Source organism: Streptomyces sp. NPDC001750, from assembly GCF_042892615.1.
Classification (GTDB): Bacteria; Actinomycetota; Actinomycetes; order Streptomycetales; family Streptomycetaceae; genus Streptomyces.
Window position 1 is genome coordinate 20652 of the sequence record NZ_JBIAUE010000044.1, and the last position, 18692, is coordinate 39343.

Sequence of the window (18692 nt, forward strand, 5' to 3'; positions counted from 1 at the left end):
CACCCGGCGCACGGCGCTCTCTCGCCGCCCCGCCCCGTCACTCCACCGGCCCCCGTACCCCCTACGGCTCACCCGGCGCGCGGCATGACTCCGAACGGCGCACGATGCGAGGAGGGCCGGCCGCCGCCGGCACCCCCACACCGTGCTCCCGGGAGAAGCCGCCGTGACCGTCAGCCTTGAGCAGTTGCGCCGTTGCCATGTCGCCGTCGACCTCGGAGCCGCCCGGACCCGCGTGTACGTCAAGGGGATGGGGCTCGTCGTCGACGAACCGAGTGCCGCCGCCGTGAACACTCGTACCGGCTCGATCATCGCGGTCGGCGAGCTCGCCGAGCAGATGACGGGCCGCACCCCCGACTACATCCGGGTGGCCCGTCCGGTCACCGGCGGCACCGTCATCGACATCGAGATGGCCCAGCGGATGCTCCGTCAGCTGCTCGGCGAGAAGCTCCGCCGCCAGTTGCGCCGCAAGCCCCGGCTGCGGGCCGCCGCCTGCACCCCGCACGACAGCGATCCGCTCGCCCAGCGGGCCGCCGTGGAGACCCTGGTCGGGCTGGGCGCGCGGCGGGTGGAGCTGGTCGACACCCTGATCGCGGCGGCCGTCGGCTGCGGGCTCCCCGTCGAGCAGCCGACCGCCACCATGATCATGGTGTGCGGGGCGGCGACCACTCAGATCGCGGTGCTCTCGCTGGGGTCGATCGTGACCGCCGTACGCGTACCGGTCGGCGGCGACGCCATCGATCACGCGGTGATCCAGCACCTGCGGCACCAGCACGAGCTGATGCTGCCGAGCCAGTCCGTACGACCGCTCCAACTGGCGCTCAGCGGCACCGGACCGACCACGCGGGGCTCCTCGGTGACCGAGATCCACGGCCGGGACGTGGCGACCGGGCTGGCCCGTTCGGTACGGGTGGACACGGCCTCGATCCGGCAGGCGATCCAGGCCGCGCTGACCTCGGTGCTCGACGGTCTCGGCAAGGTGCTGCGCGAGTGCCCGCCCGATCTGGTGGCCGATCTCACCTACTGCGGGATCATGATGGTCGGCGGCAGCGCGCTGCTGCCCGGTCTCGACCAGATGCTGCGGCAGGCGACGGGCATGCCCGTGCACATCGCGGAGCGGCCCGACGTGTGCTCCGTCCTGGGGCTGGGTGCGATGCTGGACGGGAAGATCGAACCGTTGGTTCTCGACCCGATCGCCTGCTGATCACCGCAGGGGGGTGCACGCATGACCGAGAAATCAGCGAAACCGGAGTGCGCGACCGGCCCGGGAGCCGCGGACCCGACGGGCCCGTCCGCGACCGGTCCGGACACGGGAGCGCCTGGCGAGGGGCCGGACGCGCCCTCGACCGGCCCGGGACCGAGGGCGGCGGACGGCCCGTCGGACGGTGCGCCGTCCCCATTGCCGACGCTCCTGGAAGCGGTGCTGAGCGTCGGCGACGACCTCGAACTGCGTGCCACCCTCCAGCGGATCGTGGACACGGCGACCGCCCTGACCGGCGCCCGCTACGGCGCGCTCGGCGTGCTCGACCCCGGACCCGGCACCGTCGGCGAGCTGATCACCTCGGGCATCGACGACGCCGGGCGCCGCCGCATCGGCGCCTTCCCGGACGGTCACTCGGGGATGCTCGGCGCCCTCGTCACCGACCCGCGTCCGCTGCGCTCCGACGACCTGCCCGCCGACCCGCGCTCCGGCGGCGTACCGCCCGGCCATCCGGTGATGCGCACCTTCCTCGGGGCGCCGCTGCGCGTCCAGGACCGGGTCTTCGGCAATCTCTACCTCGCCGAGAAGCGCGCCGGCCGCTTCACCGACACGGACATGGCGCTGCTGCGGGTGCTGGCCTCGCGCGCCGGTACCGCGATCGGCAACGCGCGGCTGTACGAGGAGGCCCGGCAGCGGGAACGCTGGATCGAAGGGGCAGCCGCCGTCACCACCACCCTGCTGACCGGCGGCAACGCGGCCGACGCGCTGATGACCGTCGCCGAGGCGGCCCGGACGCTCGCCGACGCCAACGCCGGGGTGATCCTCCAGCCGACCGACGAGGGCGGCATGGAGATCGTCACCGCGTCCACGCGCGACGACCCGGCCGGGATCGTCGGCGCGACCATCGAGCCCGGCTCCCCCGTGCTGGTCCAATTGCTGGGCGGCGAGCCGGTGTTCATCGACGACTCGGCGACCGACCCGCGGATGACGACGCATGTGCGGTCGCGGTTCGGGCCCAGCATGATGCTGCCGTTGCAGAGCGGCGGGCGGCTGATCGGCACCCTCGCCCTGCCCCGGCGGCGCGGCGGCCCCCCGTACACGCCCCTGGACCGCCAGCTGGCCACGCAGTTCGCCTCGCAGGCCGCGCTCGCCCTGGTCCTGGCGGACGCGCAGCACAACCGGGAACGGCTCGCGGTGTACGAGGACCGGGACCGGATCGCCCGCGATCTGCACGACCTCGTCGTCCAGCGGCTGTTCGCGACCGAGATGATGCTGGAGTCGACCCGCCGCAGGGCTCCTTCGCCGGAGACGGGCGAACTGCTCGACCAGGCCGTGGACGAGCTGGACTCCACCATCCAGGAGGTGCGGACGGCGATCTTCGCCCTCCAGCAGCCACCGGCGGAGGCCCCCACCACCTTCCGCGGCCGGGTGCTGCGGGAGACCGGGGGCGCCGCCGCCGTCCTCGGCTTCCAGCCGTCGGTGCACTTCGACGGTGCCGTCGACGCGCTGGTGCGGGAGCCGGTGGAGCGCGAGCTGCTCGCCGCGCTGCGGAGCGCGCTCGCCGCCGCGCACCGGCGTACGGGGGTGTCGTCGATCGAGGTCGAGGTGGACGCGACGGTCGCGGGAGCGGACGGACGGCCCGCGGTGCGGCTCACGGTGGCCGACGACGGCCGCGAGGAGGACGGCTCGCGCTCGTCGACCGTCACCTGGCAGGCACCACTCTGAGGGAAACCGTCACCGAGCGGTGGCCGCTCCGAGCGGACCGTCACCGGACGGGCGCCGGTCCGGGCAGCCGCACCGGCCACCCGGACGACGACCTCAGCGGGCGGGCGCCGCCCTGAGCGCGACCCGGGTGTTGGAGTGCGCGACGCCGGCCTCCCGCTTGAGCCTGCGCAGCAGACCGTCCAGGGCGGCGGTGTCGGCGACGGTGGCCCGGACGAGGTAGTCATGGCCGCCGGTCACGTGCACCACCTCGGTGATGCCGGGAAGGGCGAGCACGGCCCGTTCGAACGTCTCGTTCGTCGTGTCGATCCGCAGCGTCACGTCGATGAACACGACCAGGCCCGTGCGGGTGTCGGCGGCCGGGTCGATGATCACGGTGAATCCGCGGATCACGCCGTCGCGGCGCAGCCTGCGCACCCGGTCCGCGGCGGCGTTGGCGCTGAGCCCGACCCGTACGCCCAGATCGCGGTACGAGATCCGGGCGTCCTCCTGGAGGATGCCGAGGATTTCCCTGTCCAGACGGTCCATACCGCGATTGTCCCAGGATTCGGCCCATTTGAGCCCTTGCGGATGATTTCGGATGACTGAGGGCTGTCCCGTAATCCGTGGTGGATCGGCGCGCGGCGTCGGATGTGGTGCATCGCAAGGCGGAGGGGCGCCCGCATACGGGACGTATGTGGGCGTTCCGACAACGCGGCGAGGTGCCGCGGCTGTCGTCGGGCGCCCGTCAGGGATTACGGGACAGCCCTTAGTGCCGTGACCGGCAAGGTTTACCGGGAAGGTCGCGGCGTCCGGTGCGGTGCGTCGCAAGGCGGAGGATCAATACCGCTGTCGAACGGGCCCCACGCCGACCGGCGCGGCGTCCGGCGCCGCCTACGCAGCCTGCTGATGGCCACCGTCGGCTCCGGGCTGACCTTCTGGGCCTGGAATCTGGTCTCCCCGCTGTCCGGGGACTTCAAGGAGCGGCTGGGGCTGACCTCGTTCGAGCAGTCGCTGCTGGTCGCCGTGCCGGTGCTGGTCGGTTCGCTGGGCCGGATCCCGGTAGGCGCGCTCACCGACAAGTACGGGGCACGGCTGATGTTCCCGCTGGTCTCGGCACTCACGGAGGTCCGTCCCCGGAGCCCCCGGCCGGCCTCGGGGCGATCCCCCCTCGCGCCCGGAGCCCCGGCCGTCCCCGGCGGGTCCGGTGCCGTGTCCGTGCCGTGTCCGAGGCCCCGGCCGGGGCGGCGACAGCGCCTGGGGCCTGGGGCGACAGCGAGCCCGCCCCGCGTCGCCCTCCAGGTCGTTAGGGTCGGCCGGATGACGCCTCTTCTGCCGCTGCCCGCCGACGCCTCCGTACGCGAGGCCGTCCGGTTCGGCGCACATTCGCTGACGTACGAACGGCTGGACGCCGCCTCCGCCCGGCTCGCCGCGCGGCTCACCGGAGCCGGGCGGGTCGCCGTCTGGGCCACCCCCACGCCACGGACCGTGGTCGCCGTCGTGGCGGCGCTGCGGGCCGGGGTGCCCGCCGTGCCGCTCAACCCGAGGACGGGGACGCGCGAACTCGGGCACATCGTGGCCGACAGCGAGCCCGGTGTGGTGCTGGCCGGGGCGGACGACACGCTGCCGCCCGTCCTGGACGCGCCGGTCCGTATCGACGTCGGCATCGAGCCGGACGGCGACGACGGCGTGGTACCCGGCGGCGCCGCGACCGCGTTGCCGGAACCGTCCCCCGAGTCCCCCGCGCTGATCGTCTACACCTCCGGCACCACGGGCCCGCCCAAGGGCGCGGTCCTGCCCCGGCGGGCGATCGCCGCCTCGCTGGACGCGCTGGCGGACGCCTGGCAGTGGACCGGTGACGACGTGCTCGTCCACGCCCTGCCGCTGTTCCATGTCCACGGGCTGATCCTGGGCGTGCTCGGGCCGCTGCGCCGGGGCGGATCGGTGCGGCACCTGGGGAGGTTCTCCACCGACGGGGTGGCCCGGGAACTGTCGTCCGGCGGCACCATGCTGTTCGGCGTGCCGACGATGTACCACCGGCTGGCCGAGGCCCTGGACGGCTCCGGCCCGGAGGCGGCCGGGCTGGCGAAGGCACTGGCCGGGGCCCGGCTGCTGGTGTCCGGTTCGGCGGCGCTGCCGGTGCACGACCACGAGCGGATCGCGGCGGCGACCGGCCGCCGGGTGATCGAGCGCTACGGCATGACGGAGACCCTGATGAACACCGGGGTCCGGGCCGACGGCGAGCCGCGCCCCGGCACGGTCGGCGCGCCCCTGGCGGGTGTCGGGCTGCGCCTGGTCGACGAGGACGGCACCGTCCTCACCGGCAGCGGCCCGGAGACCATCGGCGAGATCCAGGTGCGCGGCCCGAACCTCTTCACCGGCTACCTCAACCGCCCCGACGCCACGGCCGCCGCGCTCACCGCCGACGGCTGGTTCCGCACCGGCGACATGGCCACCCGGGACGCCGACGGCTATGTGCGGATCGTCGGCCGCAAGGCCACCGACCTGATCAAGAGCGGCGGCTACAAGATCGGCGCGGGCGAGATCGAGAACGCGCTCCTGGACCACCCCGGCGTCCGCGAGGCCGCCGTCACCGGGGAGCCGGACCCGGATCTGGGCGAGCGGATCGTCGCGTGGGTGGTGCCGGCCGATCCCGCCGCTCCCCCGGCGGAGGACGAGCTCGCGGACCATGTCGCCGCGCAGCTGGCCCCGCACAAGCGCCCGCGCACGGTCCGCTATCTGGAGGCGCTGCCCCGCAATGACCTGGGCAAGATCATGAAGCGGTCGCTGCGTCCCTGACCAGTGGCCGGCGGGGCCGTGCCCACCCGTGCGCGCGCCGGGCCCGCCCGTGCGGGGGCCGCGTCCGACGGTCCCCGCCGACGCGCCGGGGCCGTGCCCGCGGCCCCTGTCCCGGCCCGCCGCACCGGCACCCGGTGTCACGGCCGGGGGTCCTTCGCGTCGTACCGGGCGAATCCGCGCCACCGCAGCCCCAGCAGCGACACGGCGAGGACACAAGCGATCCCGCCCCCGGTCACGGCCACTCCGGACGAGGCCAGGTCGGAGACCGAGCCGGCCAGGAAGTCGCCGAGGCGGGGACCGCCCGCGACGACGACGATGAACACGCCCTGGAGCCGTCCACGCATCTCGTCCGGCACCGCCGCCTGGAGCATGGTGTTCCGGAAGACCATCGAGGTGGTGTCCGCGCATCCGGCGAGCGCCAGGAGGAGCAGCCCGAGCCAGAGCTGACGGGTCAGCCCGAACAGCGCGATCGCCGTGCCCCAGGAGCCGACGGCGAGGAGCACGGCGAGACCGTGGCGGCGGACGCGTCCCAGCCACCCCGAGAACACCCCGCCGAGCAGTGCCCCCAGCGCCGGGGCCGCGACCAGCAGGCCGGTGGTCCGCGCATCGCCGCCGTACCAGGCCACGGCGACGACGGGGAACAGCGCCCGGGGATGGGCCAGCACCATGGCGCACAGGTCGGTGAGGAACGTCATCCGCAGATTGGGTCTGGCCCCCAGGAACCGCAGCCCGTCCGCGACGGAGGCCCTGCCCGGTTCCTCCTCCCCGTTCCGCGTGACCGAGCGGTCCGGCAGCATCGAGGGCAGCCGCCACATCGCGTACAGCGAGGCGGTGAAGGTGACGGCGTCGACGGTGTACGCGGCCCGGTAGCCCCACCAGCCGACGAGGAGCCCACCGAGCATCGGCCCGACCAGGGTGCCGGTGGTGCTGGTGATGGAGCTGAGGGCGTTGGCGGCGGGCAGCTGCTCGGCCGGCAGCAGCCGGGCGATCATCGAGCTGCGGGCCGGTGAGTTGATTGCGAAGCAGGCCGCCTGGAGCGCGACGACCGCATACAGCAGCCCCACCTGCTCCACCCCCGCGACGGCGGCGCCGACCAGCACGAGAGAGAGCACGAACGACCCCGCCGCGCTGGCCAGCCCCAGCTTGCGCCGGTCGAGGGTGTCGGCGACGGCGCCTCCGTACAGTCCGAAGACCACCAGCGGCAGGAACGAGCAGAAGCCGATGAGTCCGACCGAGAAGGCGGACCCGGTGATGTCGTAGACCTGGAGCGACACGGCGAGCGCCGTCATCCCCTGCCCGATCCAGGAAACCGTGTTGCCGAACCAGAGCCGCCGGTAGTCGGGAGAGGTGCGCAGGGGCGTCAGGTCGGCGAGTATGCGGCGGCGGGCGGGCTCGTCGGCCGCCTCCTCGTCCTTCGGGGCTGTTTCGGTCACACAGGATGGTAACGACTGTCATGCACCCGCCGATCGGGGTTTCTCGTCGCGCGGGTGCGCGTGGTGCCGGAAGAGCGTGGTGTAGAGCCCGTCGTGGCCGAGGAGCTGGGGGTGAGTGCCCGATTCGACCAGGCGTCCCTCGTCGAGGACGAGGATGCGGTCGGCGTCGGGGGCGAGGGCGAGGTCGTGGGTGATCACGAGGGTGGTGCGGCCGTGGGCGAGGCGTTTGAGGGGGGTGATGATGCGTCGCGCGGCGAGGGCGTCGAGGCCGGTGGTGGGTTCGTCGAGGAGGAGGACGGGGGCGTCGCGGAGCATGGCGCGGGCGATGGCGATGCGCTGGAGCTGGCCGCCGGAGAGGCGGGAGGTGCCGGGCGAGATGACGGTGTCGTAGCCGTCGGGCAGGGCGCGGATGAACCGGTCGGCGTCGGCGGCTCGCGCGGCCGCGACGACGTCGTCGTGGTGGGGCGCGCGGTCGCGCCCGCAGGCGATGTTCCTCTCGATGGTGTCGTGCAGGACGAGGGTTTCCTGGGGCAGCAGGGTGACGTTGGCGCGCAGCCGGGCCAGGGGCATGAGGTCGACGGGGACGCCGTCGAGGCGGATGGCGCCGGCGTCGGGGTCGTAGAAGCGCAGGAGGAGCGCGGCGAGGGTCGATTTGCCCGCGCCGCTGGGGCCGGTGATGACGACGAGTTCGCCCGGGCTCGCGGTGAACGAGAGGTCCCGCAGCACGGGTTCGCTGCCTCCGGGGTAACGGAACCGGACCCGGGACACCTCCACCTCGCCCCGCGCCCGGCCCGGGGGCACGGCCGGCAGGGGGCGGTCGGGGCCGGCGACGGGGTCGGTGACGGTGGGCGGGGTGTCGAGGATCTCCAGGAGGCGTTCGGCCCCGGCGGTCGCGGCGGTGGCGGTCAGACCGAGCTGCCCCAGGGAGCGGATGGGCGGGTAGAGGTAGCCGATGAACGCGGCGAACGCCAGCAGTTGTCCCAGGGTCATCCGCCCCTCGGAGATCTCCCACGCGCCCAGGCCGATGATGGTCAGGACGCACAACGTCTCCAGGACCTCGACGAGTTGTTCGTAGAACTCGGTCAGCCGCACCGCCCGCACGGACGTCCGCAGCCGGATGAGCGCCCTGCCGAGCAGCCGTTCCTCCTCGGCGCGCTGCCGGTTGTACGCCTGTGTCATGACGACGTTGACCAGGGTCTCCTCGACCACCGCGGTGATCGCCCCGTCCGCCGCGCGTCCGCGCCGCGACACCGCGCGCAGTGGCCCGGCGAACCGGCGGGTGGTGAACCAGAACAGCGGGACCATGAGGAAGGTGGCCAGGGCCAGGTCCCAGCGCAGCCACAGCGCGGCCGCCGCGTAGAAGACGGTGCTGAAGAGGGCCGAGGCCGCCCCCACGATCCCGGTCACCACCAGCGCCTCGATCGCCTCGACGTCGCCCGTCAGCCGTTCGACCAGGTCACCACGCCGGTTCGCCTGGTAGAAGTGGGGCGGCAGCGCCTGCAGATGGCCGAAGACCCGTGCCCTCAGCCGGAGTACGAAGCGCTCCGCGGTCCACGCCGCCAGCGAATTGCCCAGATACCCCGTCACGGCTCCCGCGACCGCCACCGCCAGCCACAGCCCCGCGGGGCGCCAGAACGCGCTGACCGACCCCTGCCCCAACGCCGTATCGGTCAGTTCCGCGAACAGCAGCACCGTCACCGTCTCCGCGACGGCGGACAGCACCGCACACACGAAGACGACCACCAGCCACCAGCGATCCCTCCGCGTCAGCGGCCAGAAACGCCGGAACGCCCTCCAGACACCGATCGGATCGGTACGGACCGGCACGTCCGACACCGCGTCGCCGGGGCCGCCCCCGCCCGCGCGAAGGCCGTCGTCGGGGGGAGGCCCGTCGTCGGGCACCGAACGGCCCGCGGAACCACGCAGCAGCATGAGCGTCACGTCTCACGAACACTGGGGCTATGGACCGGCTCCATAGACGCGGACCCAAAAAACGAGAGGCCGACCCGCGCCGGAGCACGAGCCGCCTCGAATCGGGGATGGAGTCAGGGATGAGGGTCAGTAACCCCTGTCGCGTCCGCGATGCCTGTCGTGGCCGCCGTGGTCACGGTATCCGTGATCACGGTCTCGTCCGCGTCCATGGTCACGGTCATGACCGTGGTCCCTGTCCCTGTGGTCGAAGATGCTACGAACCTTCATCTTCGCCTCCTTAGGAGGTCTTGTCGCACCGCTCCTTGCTCCTGCAGCGGCACTACCGACACTACGACTCCCCCCTGGGACCAACAAGTCATAGGAGGAACTATTCGACCAAAGGTGCTAAATACCGCACACCGCATGACTATTGCCCCAGGTCGCGGTCCGCCAACGCTCCGGCACCCGCGCGCCGACGGCCTTTCAGACGCTTCACCTTCACCCAGGGCAACGTTCACCTTTGCCCAGGACAACGTTCCGGCCGACTCCTCCCGATCACACCCCGCCCCGCCCGGACCCCACGACCGCCGGAATACCCCCTCCCCGTACCATGGGGACGGGTCCGGCAGCCGCAGAGCCGGACGGGGAACGGAGACCGACGTGACAGCGCGCCGAAAGCCCGCGACATGGCTGGGCCGATGCGTGCTCGCCGTCGCGCTGCTCTTCGGCATCGTGCTGATGCACGCGCTCGGCCATCCCGGCGAACACGCGGTCACGAAACTCTCCGACGGTCACATCACGACCACTTCCCACGTCTCCGACGGTCACATCACGACCGCGTCCCACGTCTCCGACGGGCCGGCGCACCGCCCGGCCGTCGCCGAGCCCCTCCGCACCACGGATCCCGCGCCCGCACACGGGGCGGGGGTCACCACCACGGTGTGCCTCGCCGTGCTCGGTGCGGGCATCGGTGCCCTGCTGGTCGCACGCGCCGTACTCGGCGGGGCCGCCCGCGCCGTCGGAACGGCGGTGACGCGGCGGTTCGGGTACGCGCTCCTCGCGATCCCGCCGCCCGCCCCGCCCGGATCACTCCTGAGCCGACTGTCGCTGCTGCGCATATAGGAAGCCCGGCCGCTCCTCGCCATGAGCGGAACGCCGTCTTCCTGATGTTCTTCACGCAACGACTCCTCAAGGGGTTTCACAGACATGACCGGACTCACCCGTCGTACCGTCCTCGGCGCGGGATTCGCCGCCGCCGGTACCGGCCTGCTGACCGCCTGCTCGGATTCGATGAGCGGCATGGACCACTCCTCCGGCGCGAACGGCACGTCACCGACCGCCGACTACCTCGCCCCTGACGGCAAGGAGGTCGCGGCGGCCGAGGCCCGTCGCACGCCCGGCCCCTACCGGACGGTGAGGCTCACCGCCGCCGAGACCCGGCTGGACCTCGGCGGCGGACGCACGGTCCGCTCCTGGGCGTACGGGGACGACCTCCCCGGCAAGGAGATCCGGGTCACCGCGGGCGACACCCTCGCGCTCACCCTCGCCAACAACCTGCCCGAGGCCACGAGCGTCCACTGGCACGGGCTCGCCCTGCGCAACGACATGGACGGGGTGCCGGGCCTCACCCAGCGCGGCATCGCGGCCGGCTCCTCCTTCGACTACCGCTTCGCCGTCCCCCACCCCGGCACCTACTGGCTCCACCCCCACTCCGGCGTCCAGCAGGACCGCGGCCTGTACGCCCCGCTCGTCGTGGAGGACCCCAAGGAGCCGCTGGCGTACGACAAGGAGTGGGTGATCGTCCTCGACGACTGGGTCGACGGCGTCGACGGCTCAACCCCCGACGCCGTGCTCGCCGAACTCGCCAAGGGCATGGGCGACATGGACCACGGCGGTTCGGGAGGCATGGAGGGCCACGACATGTCACACATGTCGCACACCTCGATGACGACGAGGAAGGCGAAGGCCGCACCGTCCCCGACCCCCTCCGGCCCCTCCCGGATGCTGATGGGCGCGAGCAGCGATCTGCTGGGCGGCGACGCCGGGGACGTCGGCTATCCGCACTACCTGATCAACGGCCGCACGCCGGAAGCCCCTTCGACCTTCACCGCGAAGCCGGGCGACCGGATCAGGCTCCGCATCATCAACGCCGGCGGCGACACCGCGTTCCGGATCGCGCTCGGCGGACACCGGTTCACCGTCACCCACGCCGACGGCTTCCCCGTCCGGCACACGCGGACCGACGCACTGCTGCTCGGCATGGGCGAGCGGATCGACGCCCTCGTCACCGCCGGGAACGGCGCCTTCCCGCTCACGGCACTCGCCGAGGGCAAGAACCGCACCGCCCTCGCCGTCCTGCGCACCGGCGGCGGCGCCGCGCCCACCGCCTCCGTACGTCCCGCGGAACTGAAGCGCCGGGTCCTCCACGGCGGTCAGCTGAAGGCGGACGACTCCGTACGGCTGGACGCCGAGCGCCCCGACCGCACGATCGAGTTCAGGCTCACCGGCTCGATGGCGAAGTACGACTGGGCCATCAACGGCAGGAAGTACGACCCCGCGCAGCGCCATCCGGTCCGCTCCGGCGAACGCGTCCGGCTGTCGTTCGTGAACGGCACGACGATGTGGCATCCCATGCACCTGCACGGCCACACCTTCGCGCTCGCCGACGGCGGCGCCCGCAAGGACACGTCGATCGTGCTGCCGGGCAAGCGGCTCGACGTCGACTTCGACGCCGACAACCCCGGGCTGTGGATGGTCCACTGCCACAACGTGTACCACTCCGAGTCCGGGATGATGACCGTCCTCGGCTACCTGAAGAAGTAACCGGACCCGGAGCCGACGACCCGCCGCAAGGCGGGTGTGTCCCGGCCGGGAATTCCCGGCCGGGACACACCCGTCGACCGGCGGTGCGGGTCAGGCGGTCAGTGGCCGCGCACCGGCCCCGGCCGGTGGCGCGGCGAGGCGGCCCGCCCTGTGCAGTCGGCGCAGTGCGGCGGCGCACACCAGGCCCAGCGCGGTGAGCGCGGCCCAGGGCAGGGCCGGCACCCCCGCCTCGCGGGCGGCGTCGAGCGCCGCTCCGGTCAGGAGGTTGCCGACGGTGATGCCGACCCCGCAGACGGTGTTGTAGAGGCCGTAGTGCGTGGCGACGAGGTGGTCGCCCGAGAGCCGCACGACGGTGTCCATCTCGAAGGGGTAGGCGATCATCGTGCCGACGGCGAGGAGCAGCGCGGACAGGGTCGGGGGCACCGCGGCCAGGAGCCACAGGCCGATCCCTCCGGCCGGTACGGGAACGGTCGTGGCGGCGAGGAGCGGCAGGAACGCCGCGGCCATCGTGAGCAGGCCCCGGACGAGGGCGCGGCCCGGTTCCATGCGGGCCCTGCACCAGGCGGTCACCCTGGTCTGATACAGGATCGTGCCGAGTCCGGAGACGGCGAACAGGGCGGCCACGGCCGCCGTGCCGAAGGCGCCCTCCCCGCCGAGTCGCCGCACCTCCAGCGGAAGTGCCAGGTAGACCTGGAACGACATCACGTACGAGCCGGTCATGGCCACGGAGAACAGCAGGAACGGGCGGTTCGCGAGCATGCCCCGCCACTCGGCGAGGACGCTCCGCCCTGCCGGCCCCCCGGCCTCCACCGCCCGGCGGGCCGGCAGGGCGCGGATCTGCACCACGCCCAGCACAGCGAAGGTGACCGCCGCGACGACGCAGGTGACCCGGAAGCCGACGCCGGTCAGCACCATGCCCACCAGGGGGCCGAGCAGTACCCCCGCCTGGTAGAAGACATTGAACAAGGCGAACGCCTCCACCCGGCGCTCCCCCGCGTCGAGAGCGAGATACGCGCGGGTGGCCGGGTTGAACAGGGCTCCGGCCAGCCCCGTCGCCGCGGAGGCGGCGATCAGCGCGGGGACGGAGTCCACCAGGCCCAGGGTCGCGAAGCCCGCGGTGCGCAGCACGAGTCCGGTGATGATCACGGGCTTGTAGCCGAGCCGGTCCGCGAGCGTCCCGCCGACGAGGAACATGCCCTGCTGGCTGAAGTTGCGGACGCCGAGGATGAGTCCGACCAGCCAGCCCGCGAGTCCGAGGGACCCGGCGAGGTGGGACGCGAGATAGGGCATCAGCATGTAGAAGCCGAGGTTGATGGTGAACTGATTCACCATCAACAGCCGCACGCCGCTCTCGTACGAGCGGAACCGGGCGAGGGTCCCCCTCATCGGACCCGCTCCTCGGACGCGTCGGCGGATCCAGCGACGTCGGACGCGTCGGCGGGGTCGGTGCCCTCGGAGGGTCCCGCGGATCCGGTGCCCTCGACCGTGCCCGCGGAACGGGCGTCACCGGCCGCCGGTTCCTCCTCGGTGAGCGTGAGCGGGTCGACCACGGAGGCGCACCGCGTCCAGCGGGTGACCTCCTTCTCGCCCAGCCGTCCGATCACGTCCGGTTCGGGTGCGGGCGGACCGGCGAGGAGGCCGTGGGCCGCGCAGTAGTCGTCGTCGTACACCGTGCCGAGGTAGCGCTGCGGACCGTCGGGGAAGACGGCCGCGATCCTGGCCTCCCCGGGGAGCGTGCGGGCGAGCCAGCCCGCGACCAGGGCGACGGCGCCGACGCTCCAGCCACCGGTGGCGTAGTGGGAGGAGGCGAGCCGGCGGCAGGTCCACACCGCCTCGCCCGGGGCCACCCAGTGCACCTCGTCGAACTGGTCGTAGGCGACGTTGCGGGGGTGGATGCTCGACCCGAGACCTCGCATGAGGCGGGTCCGGGCGGGCTGGCCGAAGATCGTCGAGCCGATGGTGTCGACTCCGACCAGGGTCAGGCCGGGGTACAGCCGGCGCAGGACACGGGAGACGCCGGCCGAGTGCCCGCCGGTGCCCACACTGCACACCAGGACGTCGATGTGCCCCAGCTCGGTGGCGAGTTCGAGGGCGAGCGGCGTGTACGCGGCGGTGTTGTCCGGGTTGTTGTACTGGTCCGGGCACCAGGAACCGGGGTGCCGCGCGAGGAGCCGTGCGACCCGGTCGCGGCGGGCCTGCTGCCAGCCGCCGGTCGGGTGCGGTTCGGCGACCACGTCGACCTGCGCCCCGTACGCGGACAGCAGCCGCGTCATCGACGGTTCCAGTCCGGGATCGGTGACCAGGGTGACGGGGTGGCCGTACACCATGCCGGCGAGGGCGAGACCGAGGCCGAGCGTGCCGCTGGTGGACTCGATGATGCGGGCGCCGGGGCGCAGCTCGCCGCGGACACGAGCCCGTTCGACCATGTGCAGGGCGGGGCGGTCCTTGATGCCGCCGGGGTTGAAGCCTTCCAGTTTGGCCCAGAAACCGTGGCCCGCCGGGGCGAGCGGCTCCGGGACCCGGAGCAGAGGGGTGTTGCCCACCAGCCCGGACAGGGCGGAGCCGGCGGATCGGACAGTGCTGGCGGAACGGACGGTGCCGGCGGATCGGACGGTGCCGGTGAGAGGGGTGATGTCGGTGGTCGAGGAATGCATGGTCGGCTCTCGTTTCGGTGATGCGCGTCAGAGGGTCGTCCGTGGGCAGCCGGAAAGCACACGGCTGCGGGCGGACGGCCTAGATGCGCCACCGACAGACCTTGATCCGCGTCGAACGGCCGGAACCGGATATGTCTCCGCACGCCCCGGCCGGGGCGTGGAGCCGGAGGACGGCGTACGGTGCCGGGTTCTCGACGCGGGACACGACCGGTGCTGCGGAGTCGGCCACGCGCCGGGCCGCGAGGCCGAGTTCGGAATCGAGACGGGGCGACGCGCACCCGGCCCTGTGTTCGTGGTGGGGGTGGCCGGGGGCCTGGTCCTCGGCGTGATCGAGGCCGGTCGTCATGGCCGCCGGGCGCGTCGGGGTTGCTCCGGCGATGTGCCGGTGCGCGGTGTCGCCGAGCGGCGGGAAGCAGTGGGCCACCGCCAGCAGGACGACGCCGACGACGGCGACGAGTAAGCGGCTGTGGGAGTGGCGGGGCACAGGTCCTCCGGGCGGGCTGTCCTGTCTCGGCCGCATCTCGGGAGTCCAGGGGCGGAACTCGTCCGCCTCGCCCACACCCGGGGAGTGCGCCGACCGGCCGCTTTCACGCGGAAAGGCGGGCTACGCGGGCGTGACGGAGCCGTGATCGCGCGATCATCTTAAGCGCATATTCGCGAAGGACCGGAATATCGCGACACAGGGCGCGAAGAGTCGCAGGAAGAATCGATCAACCGCTCGAATCAAATGTTCGATCGCGCACCCTCGTCGGGGAATCGACACATACATCCACGAGGTGACCACGCCTCAACTGACTGGTCCGAGCCGCGCCGAGCGGGGGAGGGCGCCACTTTCGCAACACGCCCCAGGTGTTCTGTCCCGTAACCCCTGGCGGGCGCACGATCGTCGGCTACGGCACCTCGCCGCGTTGCCGGAACGTCCGCCTACATCCAGCATGCGGACGCCCCCGCCTTGCGGTGCACCGCATCCGACGCCGCGCACAGATCCATCAGGGATTACGGGACGGCCCTTTGGAAGGGCATCGGTGCGCGTCGCGTCTCCGCCACGCGCGCCGCACCGATTCCCTCCTCCCGAATGCCGGACGGGGAATTCTCGACGGAAAGACAAATCCCGCCCCGGCACTCGCGAAATCTTCTACGGAATTCCGGGTACGCCCGGCCGGGCGCGTCGCACCGACGTGGCGGTCCGGCCGTACGACGGGGGGTGTTCACCGCTGGTCCGGCCGCTCGTGCGGAGGACCGGAGGGGGTGGCCGGCTCCCGCCCCGGTTTCCCACCGGCGACGGCCCTCCGGTCGTGGGACGGTGCCCACCAGGTACGGCACCAGCGCGGCGAAGCTCCCGACGGCGATGACGGCCACTCCAATGCCCTCGGCGACCGTGCCGAGCACCTCGACGAGGTCCCTGTAGAACATGACGTCCTCTCGTCACCGGCGATCGCGACACACCGTTCGTCACGGGCGCCGCGTCGCTCCGTCGGCGGTCACCTCGCGTCGTTCGCCTTCTGGTTCTGGTCCGGCCGGACTCCGGCCGGAACCCGCGGATCGCGCCGGGCATCCGCGTGCACCGCGCCGCCGACCGGCGCCGGACGGACCGCGGCCAGGGCCGGGGCCGTCGGGCCCGGCGTGGCCGAGGCGCCGAACGTGCGCAGCACGACCGCGAGGGCGGCGAGGCCGATCAGCGCGACGACCCCGGCGATGAACGCGCTGGCGACCACGAGCTCCATCGTCTGCGACAAGAGCCCGATCAGCACCACGGGAGCGGCCATGCCGAGGTAGGCGGCCACGAAGAACATCGAGATCACGGAGGCCCGGCGGGCAGGGGCGACGACCCGGTTGATCTCGCCCAGACCGCCCCGGAAGACCAGCCCCACCGCGGCGCCGCTGAGGACGGTGCCGACCAGGAACAGCCACAGGACCTCGGTGAACAGGGCGAGCTCCAGTCCGGCGAGCCCGACCAGCAGCAGCACGAGCCCCGAGCCGACCGAGACCCGGCCCGCCAGGCGGGAGAAGGCCGCCTGACTGGTGGCACCGGTGGCGAAGATCAGGAACGACACGGCCCCGATGACCGCGAGGTTGTGGATGCCGAGGGTGCCGCGCAGGAAGCTCGGGACCAGGCTGCTGAACAGGCCCAGCAGGCTGAACGCCGCGAAGATCGCCAGGGCCGCACCCGCCAGGACGCGCCGCACGGAGGCGGGGACGCTCACGTTCGGACGCAGGCTCACCACCCCGTCGCGCTGCGCCGCCGTCTCGGGGATCAGGGACAGGCCGACCAGGGCGGCGGCGGTGACACCCAGGTAGACCCAGAAGACGGTGTGCAGGGGCGCCGGGGCGTACTGGGCCAGCACGCCCGCCAGCAGCGGCCCGAGGCCCAGGCCGATCATGTTCACGCCGGACGCGACGACGGCCGCGGCACGGTGATCGCCACGCGGGTGCAGTTCGGCGATGGCCGCGGTGGCGGTGCCCGTGGCGAGACCGGCCGCGAAGCCACTGAGCACCCGGGCCACCACGAGCGTCGGCACGTCGGTGGCGACGAGGAAGACACCGGTGCTCGCGGCGGCCAGCGCGATCGCCCCCACCAGCACCCGCTTGCGGCCGATGTGATCGCTGAGCCCGCCGAAGAACAGCAGGGCGAGCAGGGTCCCGATCGCGTAGACGGCGAAGACGACGGTGATGGTCAGGTGCCCGAAGCCCATCCGCGCCTGGTAGAGCACGTAGAGCGGGATGGGGATGGTGCCGCCGAGCATCATCGCGGACAGCAGGCCCGCCATGAGCGCGTAACCGGTCCTGCTGCGGGCCGCACCGCCGTCAGCGGGGTGCGAAGGTTTGCGGTCGGACATGGAGCACCTCGACTCTCTCGTAGCGGTCGCTCGGTCGCACTCGGCACTACGGCGGGTACGGGCGGGCGCCAAAGGCGCCGGACGGAGCGTGGCGGCACCGACGGGGAGGAACGGCGCGCGACAGGGCGCCCGGGCATGCCCGACCGTACCACGAAAGTTGAACCTTAAACTTCTTCTGTCGAGTGACACACGGCGGTCTTCCCATTGGTCACGACGGGGGCCCGACTGGTGGGACCAGCCAGGTGAGCAGTCCGCTGCCCACACCGAGGACCATGGCCACGGGCGCCCACCACGGGGACCACGAGGTCAGCCCCGCGACGGCGTCCAGCGACCAGTCCCCCGAAGGCACACACCGATCGACGCCCCGAGCCGCGACAGCACGTTGCCCACGCCGGAACCAACCGCGCCATGGCCCCCCGCTCCCGCCACCCGGACAACGGATACGGGACAGCGACAGCGACAGCGACAGCGACAGCGACAGCGACAGCGACAGCGACAGCGACAGCGACAGCGACAGCGACAGCGACAGCGACAGCGACAGCGACCTGAACGGAGCGACCAAGCAAACGGGTACGGCGCCCCTCGCGCGAGGTATCAGAACGTCCGGGAATACCGCCCGGTTCCGGACAACACCCGTACCTACTACGAGAGTTGCCCGGTTGACACCACGACGGGAAACCGACCCGGCGCCCCTTCCTCACACCCTCGTCGCCCACACCCCCAGGCATCGAGAGCCACGCCCTCGGCCGACCGTGCACGCCGCACCCCCGAGCGGCTGTGCACGCCGCGCGCCCGCCGGGCAACAGCCAGCAGCGCGAACCGACCTGACCGAACAAGAGGTTCCAGCGCCCACGACACCACCGGCAGCCGACGCGCTTTCCTCGCCGAGATGGATCCGCCGTCGACCTCCGACCGCCGCGCATCCGGACGGCCCAATACGCGCGTCTGTGCGAGTGAGCCGCCCGCGTGCCTCGCCGACGAGTCCGGCACGTCGGGCGAGCATGGGGCGAGCCATTGGGTCGAGGAACACGAAAAGGCCCCCGCGTCAACGGGGGCCTCCACGTTTCGCCAGTTCAGGAGTGGAAGGTTTCTCCAGACACCTGTGGGGCGGGTGGGACTCGAACCAATCCCAGCGACGCTTCTCACCTGCGGGTTTCTTAATGAAGCGGATATATCGCCCCGTTTCTATCCCGCTGCATCCCGCTCGCTCCCCCCTCCGGGGGGCTGGGGGGGGGGGGGGGGGGGCCCCCCCCCCCCCCCCCCCCCGCACCCCCCCCCCCCCCCCCCCCCCCCCCACCGCCCCCGCCCCCCCCCCCCCCCGGCCCCCCCCCCCCCC

The 18692-nt window shown here is 72.7% G+C and carries 13 protein-coding genes; 5 read left to right on the forward strand and 8 right to left on the reverse strand.

The window, feature by feature from the left end; translation table 11 throughout:
* Positions 1–163 precede the first annotated feature (163 nt).
* Positions 164–1201: a rod shape-determining protein gene (locus ACFYY6_RS35785; protein WP_389197379.1), complete on the forward strand. Its 1038-nt coding sequence runs from the start codon at positions 164–166 to the stop codon at positions 1199–1201.
* A gap of 21 nt (positions 1202–1222) precedes the next feature.
* On the forward strand, positions 1223–2923 hold the full coding sequence (locus ACFYY6_RS35790) for a GAF domain-containing protein (protein ID WP_389197381.1): 1701 nt from the start codon (positions 1223–1225) through the stop codon (positions 2921–2923).
* 93 nt (positions 2924–3016) lie between these two features.
* Here ACFYY6_RS35790 and ACFYY6_RS35795 read toward each other — a convergent pair whose 3' ends face one another.
* Positions 3017–3448 (reverse strand): Lrp/AsnC family transcriptional regulator, encoded by a 432-nt coding sequence (locus ACFYY6_RS35795; protein WP_073787381.1) that lies wholly within the window; start codon positions 3446–3448, stop codon positions 3017–3019.
* A gap of 771 nt (positions 3449–4219) precedes the next feature.
* Between ACFYY6_RS35795 and ACFYY6_RS35800 the strand changes: the two genes are divergently transcribed.
* Positions 4220–5698 (forward strand): acyl-CoA synthetase, encoded by a 1479-nt coding sequence (locus tag ACFYY6_RS35800; protein WP_389197393.1) that lies wholly within the window; start codon positions 4220–4222, stop codon positions 5696–5698.
* Between the two features lie 137 nt (positions 5699–5835).
* On the opposite strand, the gene ACFYY6_RS35805 is transcribed toward ACFYY6_RS35800, so the two are convergent.
* Together ACFYY6_RS35805 and ACFYY6_RS35810 are read right to left on the reverse strand one after the other, a co-directional pair.
* Positions 5836–7131 carry an MFS transporter gene (locus ACFYY6_RS35805; protein ID WP_351519890.1) on the reverse strand — a complete coding sequence of 432 codons (1296 nt, stop codon included), beginning with the start codon at positions 7129–7131 and terminating at the stop codon, positions 5836–5838.
* Positions 7132–7149: 18 nt separating this feature from the next.
* Positions 7150–9063 carry an ABC transporter ATP-binding protein gene (locus tag ACFYY6_RS35810; RefSeq protein WP_388650952.1) on the reverse strand — a complete coding sequence of 638 codons (1914 nt, stop codon included), beginning with the start codon at positions 9061–9063 and terminating at the stop codon, positions 7150–7152.
* A 639-nt stretch (positions 9064–9702) separates the two neighbouring features.
* Here ACFYY6_RS35810 and ACFYY6_RS35815 point away from each other — a divergent pair.
* Entirely contained in the window at positions 9703–10164 is a 462-nt protein-coding gene (locus ACFYY6_RS35815) for a hypothetical protein (protein WP_389197383.1), read from the forward strand.
* Positions 10165–10248: 84 nt separating this feature from the next.
* Positions 10249–11865, forward strand: a complete 1617-nt coding sequence (locus ACFYY6_RS35820; protein ID WP_351630950.1) for a multicopper oxidase family protein — start codon at positions 10249–10251, stop codon at positions 11863–11865.
* Positions 11866–11955: 90 nt separating this feature from the next.
* Here the strand turns inward: ACFYY6_RS35820 and ACFYY6_RS35825 are convergent, their stop codons facing one another.
* From ACFYY6_RS35825 to ACFYY6_RS35845, 5 genes are all read right to left on the reverse strand, one after another.
* Positions 11956–13251 (reverse strand): MFS transporter, encoded by a 1296-nt coding sequence (locus ACFYY6_RS35825; RefSeq protein ID WP_389197385.1) that lies wholly within the window; start codon positions 13249–13251, stop codon positions 11956–11958.
* The gene (locus tag ACFYY6_RS35830) at positions 13248–14519 is read right to left on the reverse strand and encodes a PLP-dependent cysteine synthase family protein (protein ID WP_351519883.1); all 1272 of its coding nucleotides are present in this window, start codon (positions 14517–14519) and stop codon (positions 13248–13250) included. The genes ACFYY6_RS35825 and ACFYY6_RS35830 overlap by 4 nt, the downstream gene beginning before the upstream one ends.
* A gap of 79 nt (positions 14520–14598) precedes the next feature.
* Entirely contained in the window at positions 14599–15003 is a 405-nt protein-coding gene (locus ACFYY6_RS35835; RefSeq protein WP_389197387.1) for a hypothetical protein, read from the reverse strand.
* Positions 15004–16000: 997 nt separating this feature from the next.
* On the reverse strand, positions 16001–17356 hold the full coding sequence (locus tag ACFYY6_RS35840; RefSeq protein WP_389197389.1) for an MFS transporter: 1356 nt from the start codon (positions 17354–17356) through the stop codon (positions 16001–16003).
* A gap of 208 nt (positions 17357–17564) precedes the next feature.
* A complete protein-coding gene (locus ACFYY6_RS35845) occupies positions 17565–17705 on the reverse strand; it encodes a hypothetical protein (RefSeq protein ID WP_389197391.1) in 141 nt (46 codons plus the stop codon).
* Positions 17706–18692 lie beyond the last annotated feature (987 nt).